Source organism: Dinoroseobacter sp. PD6 (genome assembly GCF_028807315.1).
Taxonomy (GTDB): Bacteria; Pseudomonadota; Alphaproteobacteria; order Rhodobacterales; family Rhodobacteraceae; genus Dinoroseobacter; species Dinoroseobacter shibae.
In genome coordinates this window covers 112025-129528 of record NZ_JARAMN010000002.1, presented here as the reverse complement: position 1 = coordinate 129528, position 17504 = coordinate 112025, and the positions used below count along the sequence as shown (strand labels likewise).

Here is a 17504-nt window from a genome sequence, read left to right as displayed (position 1 = left end):
CATGGACCTGACCCTGACCGACAAGACCGTGCTGGTGACCGGCGCCTCCAAGGGCATCGGGCTGGCCACCGCGACCGCCTTTGCCGCCGAGGGCGCGCGGCTGACCCTGGTGGCGCGCGATGCCGCCCGGCTGGAGGCCGCCGCCGAGACCGTCGCCGCCGCGACCGGGCACCGGCCCGGGATCTTCGCCGCCGATCTCGGCACGGATGCGGGCCGAAGCGCCCTGCACGGCGCCGTGCCGACCCCGGATGTGCTGGTCAATAATGCCGGTGCGATCAAGGCGGGCAGGCTCGCGGACCTGACCATGGCGGACTGGCGGACGGGATGGGAGTTGAAGGTGTTCGGCTATATCCACCTGTGCCAGCTCTTTTATCCGGACATGGCGGCGCGCGGCGCGGGCGTGATCGTGAACGTGATCGGCATGGGCGGGCGCGCGGTGCGCCCGGCCTATATCTGCGGGGCGGCGGGCAATGCGGCGCTGATCGGGTTCACCCAGGCCCTGGGGGCCGAAGCGCAGGGGGCAGGTGTGCGCGTGCTGGGCGTGAACCCGTCGCCGACGCTCACCGACCGGATGACGCAGTTCTTCAAGGGCAAGGCCCAGGCGGAGTTCGGCGACGAGGCCCGCTGGCAGGAGCTGGTCGATCCCGAGAAGTTCCCCTACGGCCGCCCGAAATCGCCTCAGGAGGTCGCGGCGCTCTGCGTGATGATGGCCTCGCCGCGGATCGAATACCTCAACGGCACGGTGATCGACATGGATGGCGGCGGGCAATGGACGGGGCGGATATGAGCCGGGCGCTGGCCGAGGGCCGCCTGCTGCTGGACCGGGAGGGGCCGGTGGCGCGGATCACCCTGAACAATCCCGACCGCCTGAACGCGATGCGGCTGGCGATGTGGCAGGGGCTGGGCGATCTGGCCGCGGAGCTGGCCGCAAGCGACGCGCGGGTCGTGGTGCTGCGTGGCGCGGGGGACCGGGCGTTTTGTGCGGGCGCCGATATCTCGGAGTTCCCGCAGGTGCGGGCGACGCCCGAGGGGGTGGCGGCCTACAACCGCACGGTGGCCCGGGCGCTGGAGGGGCTCGCCGCCCTGCCGATGCCGGTGCTGGCGGCGATCCGGGGCCATTGCATCGGCGGCGGGCTGGAGATCGCGGTGCGCTGCGACCTGCGACTGGCGAGCGAGACCGCGCACATCGCCTTCACCCCCGCCAAGCTGGGTCTGGCCATCGGCGCGGACGAGGTGGCGGCACTGGCGCGGATCGCGGGGCCCGCGGCGGCGGCGGAGCTGCTCTATACCGCGCAACCGGTGGATGCGGCGCGGGCGGAACGCTGGGGGCTGGTCAACCGGCGGGTGCCCGAGGACATGCTGATGGACGAGACCGATGCCCTGGCCCGGACCATCGCCGCCAACGCGCCCCTGACCCTGCGCGCGGTCAAGGCGGGGCTGGCGGCCTTCGCCCGCCCCGGCGATGCCGCCGCCGCATCCCATGCGGACGCGCTGGTCAAAACCTGCTACGACAGCGCCGATTACCGCGAGGGCCAGCGCGCCTTCGCCGAAAAACGCCGCCCCGAGTTCAAAGGACAGTGACGTGACGACCCGGACCACCACAGCCCCCCAGACGCCCCACCCCGCCACCGGCCAGACCGAGACCACCCGGGACCGGATCGACCTGCGCCAGGCCACCCACCTGGAGCTGACGCTGGACCGCGCGCCGGTTCTGGCCGAGGGCGACGCGCTGCCGCCCTTCTGGCAATACCTCTATTTCAACCCCAAGATCCGCGCCTCGGATCTCGGACCGGACGGGCATGAGCGGCTGGGCCGGTTCCTGCCCGATCTCGGCCTGCCGCGGCGGATGTGGGCCGGGGGGCGGATGGACTGGCATCGCCCGCTGCTGATCGGCAGCCGGGCGGAGAAGACCTCCACCATCGGGGAGGTGCGGCTGAAACAGGGCCGGTCGGGGCGGCTGGGCTTCGTGACCGTGACCCATGATTTTGCCGATGCGGACGGGCTGTGCCTGACAGAGACCCAGAACATCGTCTATCGCGATCCGCCCGCCCCGGATGCGCCGCCGCCCGCGCCCACCGAGGCCCCCGGGGACGCGGCCTGGTCGCAGCGGATCACGCCGGACCCGGTGATGCTGTTTCGGTATTCCGCGCTGATCTTCTATGGCCACCGCATCCATTACGACGCGGATTACACGCGGGAGGTCGAGGGGTATCCGGGCCTGGTGGTCCACGGACCGCTGACCGCGACGCTGCTCATCGCCTTCGGGCAGGCGCAATCCGGCGACCGGCCCCTGCGGGCGGCGACGATCCGCGCGGTCAGCCCGCTCTTTGCGCCAGACGCGTTCTGGATCGAGGGTAAGCCGACGGAGGGCGGCGCGCGCATGTGGGCGCGGACCGAGGCCGGGCATCTGGCGATGACCATCGACCTGGAGTTTGCAGGCTAGGCCGCGCTCAGCCGGTCGGCGAGGGCGAGAAGCGTGCCCTCCTGCCCCGGCCCGGCCATGAGCTGCACCGACGCAGGCCCCATCGGCACCGAGATCGCGGGCAGACCGGCGAGATTGGCAAGCACCGTGAAGCTGGCCTGATCGGCGGGCGGCGGGGTGCCCCGGGCAAAGGCCGGGGTCGGCGTGGTCGGGGTCAGCGCCACGGTGCCAGGGGGAAGCCGCGCGCGCAGGGCCGCGGCGACCCGGTCGCAGAGCGCCTCGGCCCGGGCCAGCCCGTCGGGGGTGAGCCGCGCGCCGTAGGCCATGGCGCTGCGCACCGCGACGCTGGCAATGGGCTGATCGGCGAGGGTCGTGGCCGCCGCGGCGCAGACCCGCGTGAAGGCCGCCATGCGCAGGGCCTCCGCCTCCCACCCCTCCAGCCGGTCGGGACCGCTGGCGTCGAGCAGCCGCGCCGCGCGCGCCAGGGCCGTCTGCACCTCGGGCGCGCAGGCCACGTCCGCTTGCGGGGCCAGCTGCACCACCTGCGCCGTTTCGGCCACGGCCTCCGGCGCCAGCACCGCGTAGACCGCGCGCAGATCCGCCACCCGCCGCGCCAAAAGGCCCAGCGTGTCGAGCGCGGGGTCCAGCGGGACCACCCCGCCCAGCGGCAGCACCCCTGCCCCCGGCTTGAAGCCCAGCACGCCACAATAGGCCGCCGGGATCCGCACGGAGCCCAGCGTGTCGCTGCCCAGCGCCACGGGCACCGCGCCGCAGGCCACCGCCGCCGCCGCGCCGCCGGAGCTGCCACCGACGCTGTGGCCCGGGGCAAAGGGGTTTTGCGTTGCGCGCAGGCCGCTCGTCTCGGTCGCCGCCCCCAGGGCGGCCTCGTCCATGGTCAGCCCCGGCAGCAGGTCGGCCCCGGCGGCGCGCAGACGCGCGATGACCTCGGCATCGGCCTCGGCCAGCACCTCGCCGCGCCCGGCGATCCCGGCGGTCCAGGCCTGCCCGGCCACGGCGATGTTGGATTTGACCCCGATGCGGAGTCCGGCCAGAGGCCCCGTGCCCGACCCCGGTATCACCTGGGTCGAGGGGTCTTCGAGAAAGGCGAAGCGGTCGTCCAGCGCCCGCAGCCGCGCCGCGTCGGTCACAGCCGCCCCGCCGCGCGCGCCAGCGCCAGCCGCGCCTCCATCGCGCGGATCACCGGCTTCTCGATCAGCTTGCCGTTGCGCACGACCAGCCCGTTGGGCGACGCTTCGTACAGGGCGAGAACCTCCTGCGCCTCGGCGATCTCCTCCGCGCCGGGGGTGAAGGCGTCGTTGATCACGGCGATGTTCGACGGGTGGATCGCCGCCTTGCCGGAAAACCCGTGGGCCTTGGCGCGCGCCGCCGCCTGGCCCACCGCCGCCAAGTCGCGGAAATCCAGCGCGGGCACGTCGAGCACCGGGCGCCCCGCCGCGCGCCCCGCATGGACCACGCGCCCCCGGGCATAGGCGAGCGCCGCATCCGAGCCGTCCACGCCGAGATCGGCCGCGAGATCCACCGCACCGAAGAGCAGGAAGCCCAGTCGGTCGGAAGCCCGCGCGATCCGGGCCACCGCCTCCAGCCCTTCAGCGGTCTCGATCAGCGCGCCGAGGACGAGGTCGCTGCCCGCGGCCTCCAGCGCTTCGGCGGCGATCTGCACCTCCGCCGTGGCGCCGACCTTGGGCAGAAGGACAAAGCCCGGCCCCGGCCGCGCGGCACAGAGTGCGGCGATATCGGCCAGCCCCTCGGGCGTGCGCAACCCGTTGATCCGCACCCCGCAGCCCGGGTCCGCCGCCTGCACCAGCCAGTCCAGCGCCGGGGCGCGGGCGGTGGCCTTCTGGTCCGGCGGCACCGCGTCCTCGAGATCGAGGCAGACCGCATCGGCGCCCGACCCGCGCGCCTTGTCGAAGATCGCGGGCCGGTTGGCGGGGGCGAACAGGAACGAGCGCAGGGCGCGCGGCGCGGTCATTCGGCGGCCTTCACATCCGGCGGCGGCGTCTTCTGCCCGATATCGCCCGTATGCTCGGCCACCCGCGCCGCCCCGGCCAGCAGGTGGGCGCGCATGACGCTCTCGGCCCAGTCGGGGGCGCGGGCGGCGATGGCATCGATCAGCTCGCCATGGTGGTGCAGGCTGCGGGTCAGGTCGGCCTCGGTGAAGATCCGGTAGGTCCGCACCACCATCCCCACATCGAGCGCCATGGTCATCAGCGCGGTGAGCTTGGGCGACTGGGCCGCGCGCAGGATGATCTTGTGAAACCGCTCATTCGCCTCGGTCAGCACCTGGTAGGCAGCCTCGGAGCGGGGCGGCGAGTTGGCCGCCATCACCGCGTAGACCTCGCGCATCTCGGCGATGTCCTCGGGCCGGGCGTGCCGGGCCGCGCGGCGGGCGGAGTAGGCCTCCAGCACGCCGCGGATCTCGAAGACCTGGGCGATCTCGTCCTCGGGGAAGCGCGCGACCCGGGTGGTATAGCCCGATTGCCGCTCGACGAAGCCTTCGAGGATCAGCCGCCCGACCGCCTCGCGGATCGGGGTGCGCGACAGGCCCAGGTCCTTGGAGAGCCGCTTCTCGGTCAGCCGCTCACCCTCCGCCAGCTCGCCCGACACGATCTTGGCCCGGATCGTCCGGTAGGCCGCTTCGGCGGCGTTCATGCGCGGGGGGGTGGTGGACATGCAGGCTCCTCGGCACCGGGCGTTTGTTCAGATTTAGTATACAGAACCGCCCTGTCGAGCGAGGGCAATCGGGCCAGGGCGGCATTTTGCGCCGGGTTGCGCCCGTTTCGGCATGCACTTGACGGGCAGAACCTGCGGATTTCGGAAGTTTCCCGAAAAACAGGCATCCGCGGCGGATTTCTGCATGCAGATGAGGCACCAATGCTCAAGCCGGAAAACTCCGCCAGCACCATCTGAAAGTTTTTTATATAATAATCAGCGGCTTATGATAATTCGCACAACCCAAACGCCAAAACCCACCGAGATCTGCACAAATTCTGCATACAAAAGCTTGTCGCGCAGGGCAAAAAATGTACCCTTTGTCGCATGTGGCGCACTTCGGGGGACTCCGGTCGGGCGAGGCGCAATGCGCGCGCAGCCCCCCGCCCTCCGCGCCATGACACCAACGACCCGCGCCAAAAGCGGGCACGCATCTGCCAACACCACCAGGGAGCCTTCAGCCCATGACACTGCATACCCGACTTCTCGCCGCCGGCGCGGCCCTTCTTCTGGCGGCCCCGGCGCTGTCCCAGGAGGCCCGGCTGAGCGCGGTCTACTCGCTGCCCGCGACAAACGACCTGATGCAAAGCTATTTCGCCTTCGTCGAGGACGTGAACGCCAATGGCGCGGGCATCCTGCAAATCGACCTGCGCGGCGGCACCGAGATCCTGCCCCGGAACGAGCAGATGAACGCGGTCTCGCGCGGGATCATCGACCTCTATTTCGGGCCGGCAGGCTATTACCAGCGCCAGGTGCCGGAGCTGACCCCGCTCGACGCCGCCGCGGTGCCTGCCGACAAGCTGCGCGCCGCGGGGCTGCACGACGCCATCGATGCCGGCACGCGGGAGCGCGCGGGCGTGGCGTTCCTGGGCGCGATGGGGACGGGATACAATTTCCAGTTCTACACCATCACCGAACCCAAGATCGACGATGACGGCACCATGGATTTCTCGGGGCTCAAGATCCGCGGCGGCGCATCCTATGACCCGATGTACCAGGCGCTCGGCATCGCCCGGGTCGATGTGCCCGCAGGCGACATCTATACCGCGCTGGAACGCGGGCTGGTCGAGGGGATCGGGTTCACCACCATCGGGGTCAGCTCCGGCGGGTGGCAGGATTTCCTGCGCTACCGGATCTTCCCGACCTGGCGCCAGGGCAACACGATCATCGCCGCGAACGCCGCGAAATTCGACGGGCTGACCGAGGAGCAGCGCGCCTACCTGATGGAGATGATCCAGAAGCACGAGATGCTGGCCTATGACGCCGCCAAGGCGCTGGAGGCGGTGGACACCGCCGCCCTGGCCGAGGCGGGCGTGCAGGATGTCGTGCTCGAGGGCGCGGGCGCCGCCGAGGTCACCGCCGCCTTCCAGGACACGTTCTGGGTCAACGTGGCCGAGACCCTGGGCGAGGACGAGGCCGCCAAGTATCGCGCCATCATCGACGCGGCCAACGGCAGCTGATCGGGGCAGTGCGGACATGAACGGGTTTTGGCGGGGCTTTGACAAGCTCCTGAACGGGCTGGCGATTTTCGCGGCACTCATCATCCCGTTCATGTTCGTCTCGATCGTCTACGACGTGACCACGCGCACCCTGCGCATGTTCCAGATCAACTGGGTGGTGGCGATCACCGAATACGCGCTGCTCTATGCCACCGCGCTCGCGGCCCCGTGGCTCTTGCGCGAGAAAGGCCATGTGTCGATGGAGGCGCTGCGGACACTGATGCCCGCGCGCGTCACCGGCCCCATCGAGAAGGCGGTGGTGGTCTTGTGCGCGGTGGCCTGCGCCATCGTCACCGCCTTCGCCATTCCGATCACGATCCAGAATATCGGCGTTGGTGACATGCGCGCGAATTTCCTCGACCGCTGGCTCCTGTTCGTACCGGTCGTGATCTGTTTCGCCCTCTGCACGGTGCAGTTCATCCGGATGCTTGTGACCCGCGAGAGCCTCTACAAGGGTGTTTCCGCCGACCAGGAAGGTCTCTGAGAGATGCTCATGGAATGGTGGGAAGCGGCCCTTCTGATGCTCGGGATGGTGATCGGGCTGATGGCGCTCTGCGTGCCCGTGGCCTTTGCCTTCCTCATCGCGAACCTGATCGGGGCCTATATCTTCATGGGCGGGCTGATCGGGGTCGAGCAGCTGGTCGCCAATACCGGGGAGGCTGTGTCGAGCTTCGTGCTGGTCACGGTGCCGATGTTCGTGCTGATGGGGAACCTGTTTTTCCATTCCGGCATCGCGCTGAAGATCATCGAAACGCTCGATCGGTCCATGGGCCGGTCCACCGGGCGGCTCAGTTACATTTCCGTTCTCTGCGGCACCATCTTCGCGGCCCTGTCGGGGTCCAACATGGCCAATACGGCGATGATGGGGGGGCTTTTGCTGCCGCAGATGGAAGAGCGGAAGTACCAGCGCCACATGTCCATCGGCCCGATCATCGGCTCGGGGGGGCTGGCGCTCCTGATCCCGCCCTCGACGCTGGCGGTGCTCTTGGGCTCCATCGCGCAGATCAGCATCGCGGACTTGCTGCTGGCGGGGGTGCTGCCGGGGCTGGTGCTGGCGCTGCTTTACACCGCCACCATCTGGCTGCAACTGCGGCGCAACCCGGAGGCTGCGCCCGCCTATGACGTGGTGACGGCCCCGTTCTGGGAAAAGATCCGCCTGATCTGCACCTATATCCTGCCCATGTCGCTGGTGGTGTTCTGCGTCGTGGGTCTGATCCTGCTGGGCATCACCACCCCGTCGGAGGCCGCGGCCTTCGGAGTGCTGTCGGTGCTGGTTCTGTCGGTGCTCTATGGCCGGTTCAGCTGGGACATGGTCGCGAAATCCCTCGAAGGCACCCTGCGGGTGACGGTCATGGTGTTCTTCATCATCATCGCGTCCAAGACCTTCAGCCAGGTGCTGGCGTTCTCCGGGGCGACCTCGGGGATGATCGCCTGGGCGACCTCCTATGAATTCGCGCCGATCACCATGCTGTTGATCATGTTCGTCGTGCTGCTGATCCTGGGTATGTTCGTCGACGCGATCTCGATGATGCTGCTGACGATCCCGATCTTCTTTCCCATCGCCGCCGCCATGGGGTTCGATCCGATCTGGTTCGGCCTCGTGATGCTGCTGGCCATCGAGATGAGCGGAACGACACCGCCCTTTGGCCTGTTGTTGTTCGTGATGCAGGGGGTGGCGCCGCCGGGCACGACCTATTGGACCATCGTGCGGGCGGCCGCGCCTTACCTGATCTGTGACCTGATCCTGCTGGTCGGGCTGATCGCGGTGCCTGCGCTGGCGCTGTGGCTGCCGGGGCTGAGGTTCTGAGCATGGCACGTCCCGAGACCCGGTTCGGCACGGCCCAGACCCGCGACGAGGATGGCCGTCTGGTGCGCGGGGCCGGGTGTTTCGTGGCGGACGTGCCCGCCGAGGACGCGCTGTGGATGGAGGTGGTGCGCAGCCCCTACCCCGCCGGGCGGATCACCGCGCTGGATCTGAACGCGGCCCGCGCCATGCCCGGGGTGGTGTGCGTGCTCAGCGGGGCGGACCAGGCGGGGCTGCGGCCCTTCCCGCTGCGCTACGTGCCCAAGGGCTGCGACGTGGTGCCGACACCGTTCCTGCCGATGGCCACCGACCGCGTGACCTGGGTGGGCGAGCCGGTGGCGGTCGTGGTGGCCGAGACCGCCGGTCAGGCCAGCGACGCGGCGGACGCGGTCGCACTGGAGGTGGCCGAAGCCCCCGTGGTCACCGACGCCCGCGCCGGGGCCGCGCCGGAGGCTCCGCGCGTCTGGCCCGACCGCGACAGCAACATCGCGTTCACCTACGAGCTGGGCGACCGGGACGCGTTCGAGGCGGCCGCCGCATGGGCCGCCCATGTCACCCGCGCCCGGATCGAGATCAGCCGCGTCGCCGCCATGACGCTGGAGCCGCGCGGCGCGCTCGCGACCTGCTCGCCCGAGGGGCACATGACGCTCTGGACCGGCACCCAGGCCCCGCACCGGGTGCAGGGGGAGCTGGCCCATGTGCTGGACCTGCCACTCGACCGGATCCGGGTGCGCAAGACCGACACGGGCGGGTCGTTCGGAATGCGCAACGGGGCGTTTCCCGAAGACGCGCTCGCCCTGCTGGCCGCCCGCGCCACGGGCCGCCCGGTCCGCTGGCAGGGCACGCGCAGCGAGGGGTTTCTCGCCGACACCGCCTCGCGCGAGCAGTCGGTGGATGCGGCCCTGGCCCTGGACGCGGATGGTACGTTCCTCGCCCTGCAGGTGGACGGCTATGCCCCCATCGGCGCGCAGATGGGGCAGATGTCTGGCCATCCCATGACCTCGAACCTGCCGGGGCTGGTCGGGGTCTACCGCACGCCGGTGATCCATGCAGTGATGCGCGGGGTCCACGTGAACGCCATGCATATGGCCCCCTATCGCGGGGCCGGACGGCCCGAGGCGATCTACGTGATCGAGCGGATGGTGGAGCTCGCCGCCGCCGAGACCGGGCGCGACCCGGTGGCCCTGCGCCTGCGGAACATGATCGGCCCGGACCAGATGCCCTGGGCCACGCCCCACGGGTTCACCTATGACAGCGGGGATTTCCCGACCGCCCTGCGCGCCGCGCTGGCCGGGGCCGATGCCGCCGGTTTCGCCGCGCGACGGGAGGCCGCCCGCGCCCGGGGCCGGTTGCGGGGGCTCGGCATCGCCTGCGCGATCGAGCCTGCGGGCGGCGGGCCCAAGGGCGCGCAACTGCCGGAATACGCGCAGCTGATCGCAGGGCCCGAGGGGCTGGAGATCCGCACCGGGGCGGGCGATGCGGGCCAGGGCCATGCCACCGCCTTTGCGCAGATCGCCGAGCGGCTGCTGGGCTGGCGCGGCCCGGTCACCGTGCGCGGCGGCGATACCGGCGAGATCGCGCGCGGCACCGGCACGTTCGGCTCGCGCACCATGGGCTCGGTCGGCGCGGCGATGCAGGCGGGCAGCGCGCAGATCCTCGAGGCGGCGCGCCCCGAGGCGGCCGATCTGCTGGAGGTGGCCGCGCGCGACCTCGTGTTCGCACAGGGCGCCTTCCGCGTGGCGGGCACGGACCGGGCCATCCCGCTGGCCGAGGTCACGGCCCGCACGGGCAGAACCTTCACCGCCGAGGCGTTCGTCGCGACCGAGGCGGGCACTTTCCCCAACGGCGCCCATGTGGCGGAGGTCGATGTCGACCCGGACACCGGTACTGTGCAACTCGCCGCCTATACCGTGGCCGACGACGTGGGCACGGTGATCAACCCGCTGCTGGTCGAGGGGCAGGTCCATGGCGGCGTGGCCCAAGGGCTCGGACAGGCCCTGATGGAGCGGATCGTCCATGACGCGGACGCCGCGCTTCTGACCGGATCGCTGATGGATTACGCGGTGCCGCGCGCGACGGACCTGTGCCGCATCGAAGTGCTGCACACGCCCACGCCGACCACTGCCAACCCGCTGGGCGTCAAGGGCGCGGGCGAGAGCGGCACCGTCGGCGCGCTGGCCGCCGTGATGAACGCGGTCTGCGACGCCATCGGGCCCGAGGCCGCGCGCCGGTTGCAGATGCCCGCGAGCCCGCACCGGGTCTGGGCCGCGCTCAACCCCACCGAGGAGGAGACATGACCCATATCGTTGTCATCGGGGCCGGGCCGGTCGGCACGTCGCTGGCGCTGGCGCTGTTGCGTGCCGGGCTGGACGTGACGCTCTGCGAGCAGGCCGAGAGCCTGCCGGCCGATCCGCGCGCCGCCACCCTGCAACCGCCGACGCTGGAAATGCTCGACGCCTTGGGCAGCGGCGCTGCGATCCGCGCCAAGGGGCTGAAGGCGCCGGTCTTCCAGTTCCGCGACCGGGCCACCGACAGCATCATCGCGGAGTTCGACTATGGCCTGCTGGAGGGGGAGACCCCCCACCCCTTCGCCCTGCAATGCGAGCAGTTCAAGGTGGCCGACACCAATGCCGAGGCGATCGAGGCCCTGCGCCCCGGCACCCTGCGGCTCGGCACCGCCGTCACCGGCTTTGCCCAGGACGGCGACGGTGTGGACGTAACCCTGAGCACCGGCGAGACCCTGCGCGCCGACTACCTCGTGGGCTGCGACGGGGGGCGGAGTGCGACGCGCAAGGGGCTCGGCATCGCGTTCGAGGGGTTCACCTACGAGGAACGCTTCCTCGTGCTGACCACGCCCCATGACTTCTTCGCCCGCGATTTCCGGGTGCGCAACTACGTGCTGGACCCCAGCCAGTGGTGTGCGCTGTTCAAGGTGCCCCATGACGGCCCGCCGGGCCTGTGGCGCATCGTCTTCCCCGCCCCCGCCGCCGACAGCGGCACGGATGCGCTCTCGGATGCCTATGTCAGTGCGCAGATGGTCGGGCTGGAGCCTGCGCTGGGGTTGGCGGACATCATCCATCGCAACATCTATGCGGTCAACCAGCGGGTCGCGGCGGCGTTTCGCAAGGGGCGGGTGTTTCTCGCGGGGGATGCGGCCCATGTGAATAACCCGCTCGGCGGGCTGGGCATGAATTCGGGCATCCATGACGCGGTGAACCTGGCCGACAAGATCACCCGCGCCGTGGCCGACCCGGGCAAGGCCGAGACCCTGTTCGATGCCTATGACGCCGAGCGGCGGCAGATCGCCAAGGACTACGTGCAGGCCCAGACGATCCAGAACAAGAAACGGCTGGAGGCCAGGACGCCGGAGCAACAGGCCGCCGCCCGCACCGAGTTGCAGGGCACCTGCGCCGATCCCGCCCGGCACAAGGCCTGGGTGATGAACGCCTCGCTGCTGACCGGGTTGCGGCAGCTCGAAGACCAAGGAAGGAAAGCCCCATGACCGATACGCCCCCCGATGCACTGGGCGCCCGCCAGAAGATCGGCGTCGTCGTGCCCTCGACCAACACCATCGTGCAGCCCGAGACCGATGCGGTGCGCGTGCCCGGCGTGACCTTCCATATCGGGCGGATCCCGATCTCGAACAAGAAGATCTCGACCGACAATTTCCTCGACCACGTGGCCGCCATGCGCGCCGGGATCGAGACCGCCACGGACCAGGTCATGACCGCTGGGGTCGACAGCCTGATCATGGGCGTGGCGCTGGAGGCGTTCTGGGGCGGGCTGGCGGGGTCCGAGGACCTCAAGGCGAAGCTTTCGGCGCACGCGGGCGTGCCGGTGATCCTCGGCTCGGACGCGGTGGCGGCGGGGCTGCGGGCGTATCATGCGAAACGCATCGCCGTGCTGACCCCGCACATGCCCAAGGGCGACGAACAGGTGCGTGGCTGGCTGACCGAGGCGGGGTTCGAGGTGACCGCCCTGAAGGGGCTCGAATGCGCCAGCCCGCGCGCCATCGCGCAGGTCCCCGAGGCACGCATCCGCGCGGAATTGCAGGCGCTGGATGCCCCAGAGGTCGACGCGCTGGTGCAGGTGGGCACGAACCTTGCCGGGGCGGCGGTCTGTGCCGAGGCCGAGCGCTGGCTCGGCAAGCCCGCCATCGCCATCAACACGGTCAGCGCCTGGGCCGCCATGCGGCAGGCCGGGATCACGGACCGGGTGCGCGGGCGCGGCCGGATCCTCGAAGACCACTAACCGCGGGTCATCAGGCTCGGCAGATAGGTGGCGATCCCCGGAAACAGGATCAGCAGCAGCGTCGCCAGCACCAGCACCAGGAAGAACGGGAAGGCCATTTTCGCCACGGTCAGCAGGTCGTGGCGGGTCATGGATTGCAGGATGAAGAGGTTGATGCCCACGGGCGGCGTGATCTGCGACATCTCGATCACCACCACCAGGTAGATCCCGAACCAGATCAGGTCGATCCCGGCCCCCTGCACCATCGGCATGATCACCGACGCGGTCAGCACCACGATGGAAATCCCGTCGAGAAAACACCCCATCACCACGAAGAGAAGCGTCAGCGCCAGCAGCAGCTGGAACTGGCTCAGCTCGAAACTCCCGACCCAGGCGGCGAGGTTGCGCGGGATGCCGGTGAAGCCCATGGCCACCGACAGGAACGCCGCCCCCGCCAGGATCAGCGTGATCATGCAGGTGGTGCGCGTGGCCCCCGCGACGCTGTCGCGAAACGAGGCCCAGTTGAGCGTGCCCGACAAGGCCGAGAGCAGCAGCGCGCCCAGAACCCCCACCGCCGCCGCCTCGGTCGGCGTGGCAAGCCCCGCGTAGATCGACCCGATCACCGCGAAGATCAGGCCCAGCATCGGGAAGAGCCCCGCCGTCGCCTTGATCCGTTCCAGGTATGGAATGCGCGGCTCTGCGGGTGGGGTGCGGTCGGGATGCATCAGCGACCACAGCATGATGTAGCCCATGAAGAGCACCATCAGCATCAGCCCCGGCAGGATGCCCGCGATGAACAGGCGGCTGATCGACACCTCGGCGGCCACCCCGTAGACGATCAGGATGATCGAGGGCGGGATCAGGAAGCCCAGCGTCGCCGAGCCCGCGAGCGAGCCCACGATCATGTTTTGGTCGTAATCGCGCTTTTCCAGCTCGGGGATGGTGATCCGGCCGATGGTGGCGGTGGTGGCCGCCGACGAGCCCGAGACGGCGGCGAACAGCCCGCAACTTGCCACGTTCACATGGAGCAATCGCCCCGGCAGCGCGTTCATCCAGGGCACGAGGCCGTTGAACATGTTGGCCGCCAGCTTGGTGCGGAACAGGATCTCCCCCATCCAGATGAAGAGCGGCAGGGCCGTGAGCGCCCAGGACCAGCTTTGCGCCCAGATGGTCGTGGCCATGATCGCGCCCGCCGGCGCGTTGGAGAACAGGGCGATGCCCAGAAACCCCACGATCATCAGCGTCAGCGACACCCAGATGCCCGCCGCGAGCATCGCGAGCATCGCACCGATCAGGATGAGAGAGATGATATCGGGGTCCATCGGCGCGGCCTTATGCGAGGGGCTTGGGGGTCAAACGGGGTCGACGGGCTCGCCCGCCTCCTGCGCGTCCTTGAGCTTGCGCTCCGCTGCGTCGAACAGGGTCTGGTGGCCGAGGATCGCGCGGACGAGATCCTCGACGATCGCCACGGCGAACAGGATCACACCGAGGGCCATGCCGATCTGCGGGATCCAGAGGGGCACGGGCACGAGGCCCGAAGTGACCTCGCCGCGCGCGAAGTTCTGCGCCACCATGGCGCTGGTGTGCCAGGCCAGCGTGGCGGCAATCGCGGCCCCCACGGCCAGCGCCAGGATCAGCGCGAGCCGCCCGCCGGGGCCGCGCAACAGCTGCGTGAACAGCGTCACGCGGATATGGCTTCCGCTGCGAAAACTGTAGGCCAGGCCCAGGAAAGACGTGGCCGCCAGGCAGAACCCCGCAAACTGGTCGGCAGAGGGAATGATCGTCTCGAGTTGCCGGGCGACGATCTGGGCGGTGACGATCACGCAGATCAGCACCAGGAAGACGCCCGCCAGCGCACCCGCGGCGGTGTAGATCCTGTCGAGGGTCCGTGTCAGCATGCCCGTCCTTTCGCGCAGAGGGGCGCCGATTGCCCGGCGCCCCTCGTGTCGTTTACTTCAGCGCATCGAGCAGGGCCTGCCCATCGGGGCCAACATTCTCGGCCCATTCGGCGGCCATGGTCTCGCCCACGGCGGCAAGGTCGGACATCAGCGCCTCACTGGCCGCATGCACGGTCATGTTCTCGCCCAGTTCGGCCACGGTTTCGGTCGCCACGCTCTCGCTCATCTCCCAACCGCGGGTCTCGGCGGCGGCGGCGGCGTCGAGGATCGCCTGCTGCTGATCCTCGGGCAGGCCGGAGAAGGCGCTTTCGTTGACGATGATCATGTTCTTGGGCAGCCACGCCTGCAGGTCATAGAACTCGGTCGTGAAGTCCCAGGCTTTGGTGCGCGCGCCCGTGGCGCCGGAGGTGACCATCGCATCCACGATACCGGTGGAAAACGCCTGCGGGATCTCCACCGCCTCGATGGTGGTGGGCGAGGCGCCCAGCAGCTCGGCCATCCGCGCGGTGGTGGCGTTGTAGGTCCGGAACCGCAGCCCTTCGAGGTCGCTGCCCGTCTCCAGCGGCTTGTTGGTATAGAACCCCTGCCCCGGCCACGGCACCGCATAGAGCAGGCGGATGCCATCCTCGGCCAGCTTGGCCTCGACCAGCGGGCGCTGCGCGTCCCAGAGCGCCTTGGCGTCCTCGTAGGTGGTGGCGATGAAGGGGATGTTGTCGGCGCCGAAGATCGGATCCTCGTTGAACAGGTTGGCCATCAGCACCTCGCCGATGGGCACGAACTGGTTCTGGACCGCGCGCTTGATTTCCGGGTGCTTGAACAGCGACGCGCCGGAATGGACGGTGATGGTCAGCCCGCCATCGGTGGCCGCCGCGATGTCCTCGGCGAATTGTGTGATGTTGCGGGTGTGGAATTCCGCATCCGGATAGGGTGTCGCCATGTCCCAGGCGGTTTCGGCCACGGCCGGGATGGCCTGCGCCAGAAGGGTGGCCGCCGCGGCACTGGCGGCGAAGGTCTTGAAACGGATCATTGTTGGCTCCCTGTTTTATGGGTCGAACATGCCGCTGCTGGCCCTCGCCGCGGGCACGGATCGGCGCGGGATGCGCGCGCGGCCGTGCTCTGGCCCGGGGGGGCTTTGGTATGTCTGACAGGGGGATAAGGGCATGTCTGACCAGGGTGTGCAAGCCCTGCGGGCTGGGTCGATGCCTGCGGATCGTGCACCTGCCCGGTTGCGCGGCGACGCGCATCACAAAGCGCCGGGTCGTGGACGCGGCAGCCGCGCGCGGGACGCGCAGGTTAACGGCGGGCCCGGTCCCGGGCCCGAGACCGCCGACAAATTTTTTCGCGAAATCGCCGGGGATCAAGGGCTTCCAGATATTTGTTTCGCATGCGAAACATTCAACTTTCCGAATAGGTTAACGGGCCGGGGCCGCGTCGACACCGGGTCTCGAGATCGCCTCCCCCATCAGGTCCTCGACGAAGAGCGAGACCAACTGCGCCCGGTTGGCCACGCCCGACTTGCGATAGATCGCGTTGGTCTGGGCTTTCACCGTCCCCTCGGAGGTGGCGCGCATGGCCGCGATTTCCTGCAGGGTCAGGCCCTTGAGCGCGAACAGCGCCACGTCCCGTTCCGCCGGGGTCAGGCCCCATTCGGTGAAACGCTCTTCCACCAGGTCCATGAACGCGCCGGAGGCTGCCTGCAACGCGCGCTCGGCCACGGCGGTGCGCGCGCGGGCCTCGCGCAGGGCGAGGATGCCCACGGCCACCCCGATGATCAGGCCGAGGGCCGCGCCGATCTCGATCAGTTCCATCACTTGCCAGCTGAGCGGCGCAAAGGGGATGCCCAGCACCGACAGCGTGATATCGGCCACGAAGAAAAAGGCGCAGACGACCTGGACACACAGAACCACCGTCAGAGAGACGGAGCGGCGCGCGCGGACGGCGGTGATCTCAGTCATCGCCGTCATCCCCATCGTCGCCGTCGTCGCCGTCGTCGCCGTCATCCCCATCGTCGCCGTCGTCGCCATCGTCGCCGTCATCCCCGTCGTCGGAGTCGTCATCGCCGTCATCGTCGGAATCGTCATCGCGATCATCATCCCGGTCATCATCGCGCCCGCCGGATCGTCCGCTGCGGAGATCGTCCGGGCCGTCATTGTCCTGACGCCGGGCGGGATCGCGCAGCAGGTCACGCAGGACCTCGCCATAGCGCGGATCGACCACGGTTTCGCGGGTCACCGTGCCCCGCCGGGAGATGATCCGGACCCGGCCCAGCCAGGTGCGGCTCAATCGCTCGATAATAAAGCCTTCGTCCTGGATCCGGTCCAGGACCGCGCGGGTCGGATCCGATTGCGCAAGGACGGGCCCGGCGGCGAGGGCCGCGCCGAGCTGCGCAATGAAATGGCGGCGTGTCTGGGCCATTGGGTCCTCCGTGGGGCACGGCGCGCCGGGGGGGGTCCGGAGCGCCGCGCCTCAGCTTGCTGCGTGTCGGGGGCAGCTTACTCAGTCGTCGTCACCGTCGTCATCCCCGTCGTCGTCACTATCGTCGCTGTCGTCACTGTCATCGCGATCATCGTCGCTGTCATCCCGGTCGTCGCGGTCGTCGTCCCGATCGTCATCGCGGTCGTCCCGGTCGTCGTCTTCATACCGGTCGTCGTCGCGGTCGTCATCCCGGTCATCGTCTTCGTCCCGGTCGCCTTCGAAATGCCCGCGCGCCGACTGCCAGTCACTGCGCACCTGCTCGCGCGCATCGCGCCAGGCCTCGCGCAACCCGTCGAACGGGTCGGCGTCGCTGCTGGCCAGCACGATCTGCGGGCCCGGCACCTGGTGGATGACCGCGACAGGGGGGACCGCGCCTGCATGGGCTGCACCGGCGGCCAGGAGCGCGATCAGGGAAGCGGAGAAAATCGGTTTCATCTCGGAGGTCC

Annotated in this window: 17 protein-coding genes and 1 pseudogene; 9 read left to right on the top strand and 9 right to left on the bottom strand. The window is 69.6% G+C overall.

Translation table 11 applies throughout. From position 1 onward, the window contains the following. Position 1: 1 nt before the first annotated feature. The 3 genes and pseudogenes from PVW48_RS04005 to PVW48_RS20110 all read left to right on the top strand — a co-directional run. Positions 2-787, top strand: a complete 786-nt coding sequence (locus PVW48_RS04005) for an SDR family oxidoreductase (RefSeq protein ID WP_274580401.1) — start codon at positions 2-4, stop codon at positions 785-787. Further along, a complete protein-coding gene (locus PVW48_RS04000) occupies positions 769-1581 on the top strand; it encodes an enoyl-CoA hydratase (RefSeq protein ID WP_274580400.1) in 813 nt (270 codons plus the stop codon). The genes PVW48_RS04005 and PVW48_RS04000 overlap by 19 nt, the downstream gene beginning before the upstream one ends. Further along, positions 1463-1942, top strand: a pseudogene (locus PVW48_RS20110) (hypothetical protein); the annotation flags it as partial. The gene PVW48_RS04000 and the pseudogene PVW48_RS20110, both read left to right, overlap by 119 nt. Positions 1943-2439: 497 nt before the next feature. Here the strand turns inward: PVW48_RS20110 and PVW48_RS03990 are convergent. Genes PVW48_RS03990 through PVW48_RS03980 form a run of 3 tightly spaced genes read right to left on the bottom strand, consistent with a single transcriptional unit; the run spans position 2440 to position 5113 of the window. Further along, a complete protein-coding gene (locus PVW48_RS03990; protein ID WP_012177719.1) occupies positions 2440-3570 on the bottom strand; it encodes an amidase family protein in 1131 nt (376 codons plus the stop codon). Next, positions 3567-4412, bottom strand: coding sequence for an HpcH/HpaI aldolase/citrate lyase family protein (locus PVW48_RS03985; protein WP_274580398.1), 846 nt, complete (start codon positions 4410-4412; stop codon positions 3567-3569). The genes PVW48_RS03990 and PVW48_RS03985 overlap by 4 nt, the downstream gene beginning before the upstream one ends. Then, positions 4409-5113, bottom strand: a complete 705-nt coding sequence (locus PVW48_RS03980; RefSeq protein WP_274580397.1) for a GntR family transcriptional regulator — start codon at positions 5111-5113, stop codon at positions 4409-4411. Before PVW48_RS03980 ends, PVW48_RS03985 begins: the two co-directional genes overlap by 4 nt. 503 nt (positions 5114-5616) lie before the next feature. Here PVW48_RS03980 and PVW48_RS03975 point away from each other — a divergent pair. From PVW48_RS03975 to PVW48_RS03950, 6 genes are read left to right on the top strand one after another with little or no spacing between them, the layout of a single operon-like run. Beyond that, positions 5617-6612, top strand: a complete 996-nt coding sequence (locus PVW48_RS03975; RefSeq protein WP_274580396.1) for a C4-dicarboxylate ABC transporter substrate-binding protein — start codon at positions 5617-5619, stop codon at positions 6610-6612. A 16-nt stretch (positions 6613-6628) separates the two neighbouring features. After that, positions 6629-7135: a TRAP transporter small permease gene (locus PVW48_RS03970; protein WP_012177715.1), complete on the top strand. Its 507-nt coding sequence runs from the start codon at positions 6629-6631 to the stop codon at positions 7133-7135. 9 nt (positions 7136-7144) lie between these two features. Next, on the top strand, positions 7145-8458 hold the full coding sequence (locus tag PVW48_RS03965; protein ID WP_274580395.1) for a TRAP transporter large permease: 1314 nt from the start codon (positions 7145-7147) through the stop codon (positions 8456-8458). A 2-nt stretch (positions 8459-8460) separates the two neighbouring features. Next, positions 8461-10752, top strand: a complete 2292-nt coding sequence (locus tag PVW48_RS03960; RefSeq protein ID WP_274580394.1) for a xanthine dehydrogenase family protein molybdopterin-binding subunit — start codon at positions 8461-8463, stop codon at positions 10750-10752. Continuing rightward, entirely contained in the window at positions 10749-11957 is a 1209-nt protein-coding gene (locus PVW48_RS03955) for an FAD-dependent oxidoreductase (RefSeq protein WP_274580393.1), read from the top strand. The genes PVW48_RS03960 and PVW48_RS03955 overlap by 4 nt, the downstream gene beginning before the upstream one ends. Beyond that, positions 11954-12706 carry a maleate cis-trans isomerase family protein gene (locus tag PVW48_RS03950; protein ID WP_274580392.1) on the top strand — a complete coding sequence of 251 codons (753 nt, stop codon included), beginning with the start codon at positions 11954-11956 and terminating at the stop codon, positions 12704-12706. Before PVW48_RS03955 ends, PVW48_RS03950 begins: the two co-directional genes overlap by 4 nt. Here the strand turns inward: PVW48_RS03950 and PVW48_RS03945 are convergent. The 6 genes from PVW48_RS03945 to PVW48_RS03920 all read right to left on the bottom strand — a co-directional run bounded on the left by PVW48_RS03945 (position 12703) and on the right by PVW48_RS03920 (position 17493). Continuing rightward, positions 12703-14007, bottom strand: a complete 1305-nt coding sequence (locus PVW48_RS03945) for a TRAP transporter large permease (RefSeq protein ID WP_012177710.1) — start codon at positions 14005-14007, stop codon at positions 12703-12705. The genes PVW48_RS03950 and PVW48_RS03945 overlap by 4 nt on opposite strands. A 30-nt stretch (positions 14008-14037) precedes the next feature. Then, on the bottom strand, positions 14038-14583 hold the full coding sequence (locus tag PVW48_RS03940; protein ID WP_012177709.1) for a TRAP transporter small permease: 546 nt from the start codon (positions 14581-14583) through the stop codon (positions 14038-14040). Between the two features lie 52 nt (positions 14584-14635). Beyond that, complete coding sequence (locus tag PVW48_RS03935; protein WP_012177708.1) at positions 14636-15610, bottom strand: TRAP transporter substrate-binding protein; 975 nt, start codon at positions 15608-15610, stop codon at positions 14636-14638. Between the two features lie 385 nt (positions 15611-15995). After that, positions 15996-16538, bottom strand: a complete 543-nt coding sequence (locus PVW48_RS03930; protein WP_012177707.1) for a helix-turn-helix transcriptional regulator — start codon at positions 16536-16538, stop codon at positions 15996-15998. Beyond that, positions 16531-16998, bottom strand: a complete 468-nt coding sequence (locus PVW48_RS03925) for a hypothetical protein (protein WP_274580391.1) — start codon at positions 16996-16998, stop codon at positions 16531-16533. Before PVW48_RS03925 ends, PVW48_RS03930 begins: the two co-directional genes overlap by 8 nt. A gap of 81 nt (positions 16999-17079) precedes the next feature. After that, positions 17080-17493 (bottom strand): hypothetical protein, encoded by a 414-nt coding sequence (locus PVW48_RS03920; protein WP_274580390.1) that lies wholly within the window; start codon positions 17491-17493, stop codon positions 17080-17082. Positions 17494-17504 lie beyond the last annotated feature (11 nt).

Bases quoted from the DNA above. Each gene is read 5' to 3' on its own strand.
- PVW48_RS03930 (WP_012177707.1), bottom strand. From the start codon at position 16,538: ATGACTGAGATCACCGCCGTCCGCGCGCGCCGCTCCGTCTCTCTGACG.
- PVW48_RS03950 (WP_274580392.1), top strand. From the start codon at position 11,954: ATGACCGATACGCCCCCCGATGCACTGGGCGCCCGCCAGAAGATCGGC.
- PVW48_RS03920 (WP_274580390.1), bottom strand. From the start codon at position 17,493: ATGAAACCGATTTTCTCCGCTTCCCTGATCGCGCTCCTGGCCGCCGGT.
- PVW48_RS03945 (WP_012177710.1), bottom strand. From the start codon at position 14,007: ATGGACCCCGATATCATCTCTCTCATCCTGATCGGTGCGATGCTCGCG.
- PVW48_RS03980 (WP_274580397.1), bottom strand. From the start codon at position 5,113: ATGTCCACCACCCCCCCGCGCATGAACGCCGCCGAAGCGGCCTACCGG.
- PVW48_RS03935 (WP_012177708.1), bottom strand. From the start codon at position 15,610: ATGATCCGTTTCAAGACCTTCGCCGCCAGTGCCGCGGCGGCCACCCTT.
- PVW48_RS03955 (WP_274580393.1), top strand. From the start codon at position 10,749: ATGACCCATATCGTTGTCATCGGGGCCGGGCCGGTCGGCACGTCGCTG.
- PVW48_RS03965 (WP_274580395.1), top strand. From the start codon at position 7,145: ATGGAATGGTGGGAAGCGGCCCTTCTGATGCTCGGGATGGTGATCGGG.
- PVW48_RS03970 (WP_012177715.1), top strand. From the start codon at position 6,629: ATGAACGGGTTTTGGCGGGGCTTTGACAAGCTCCTGAACGGGCTGGCG.
- PVW48_RS03975 (WP_274580396.1), top strand. From the start codon at position 5,617: ATGACACTGCATACCCGACTTCTCGCCGCCGGCGCGGCCCTTCTTCTG.
- PVW48_RS04005 (WP_274580401.1), top strand. From the start codon at position 2: ATGGACCTGACCCTGACCGACAAGACCGTGCTGGTGACCGGCGCCTCC.
- PVW48_RS03960 (WP_274580394.1), top strand. From the start codon at position 8,461: ATGGCACGTCCCGAGACCCGGTTCGGCACGGCCCAGACCCGCGACGAG.
- PVW48_RS03940 (WP_012177709.1), bottom strand. From the start codon at position 14,583: ATGCTGACACGGACCCTCGACAGGATCTACACCGCCGCGGGTGCGCTG.
- PVW48_RS03985 (WP_274580398.1), bottom strand. From the start codon at position 4,412: ATGACCGCGCCGCGCGCCCTGCGCTCGTTCCTGTTCGCCCCCGCCAAC.
- PVW48_RS04000 (WP_274580400.1), top strand. From the start codon at position 769: ATGGACGGGGCGGATATGAGCCGGGCGCTGGCCGAGGGCCGCCTGCTG.
- PVW48_RS03925 (WP_274580391.1), bottom strand. From the start codon at position 16,998: ATGGCCCAGACACGCCGCCATTTCATTGCGCAGCTCGGCGCGGCCCTC.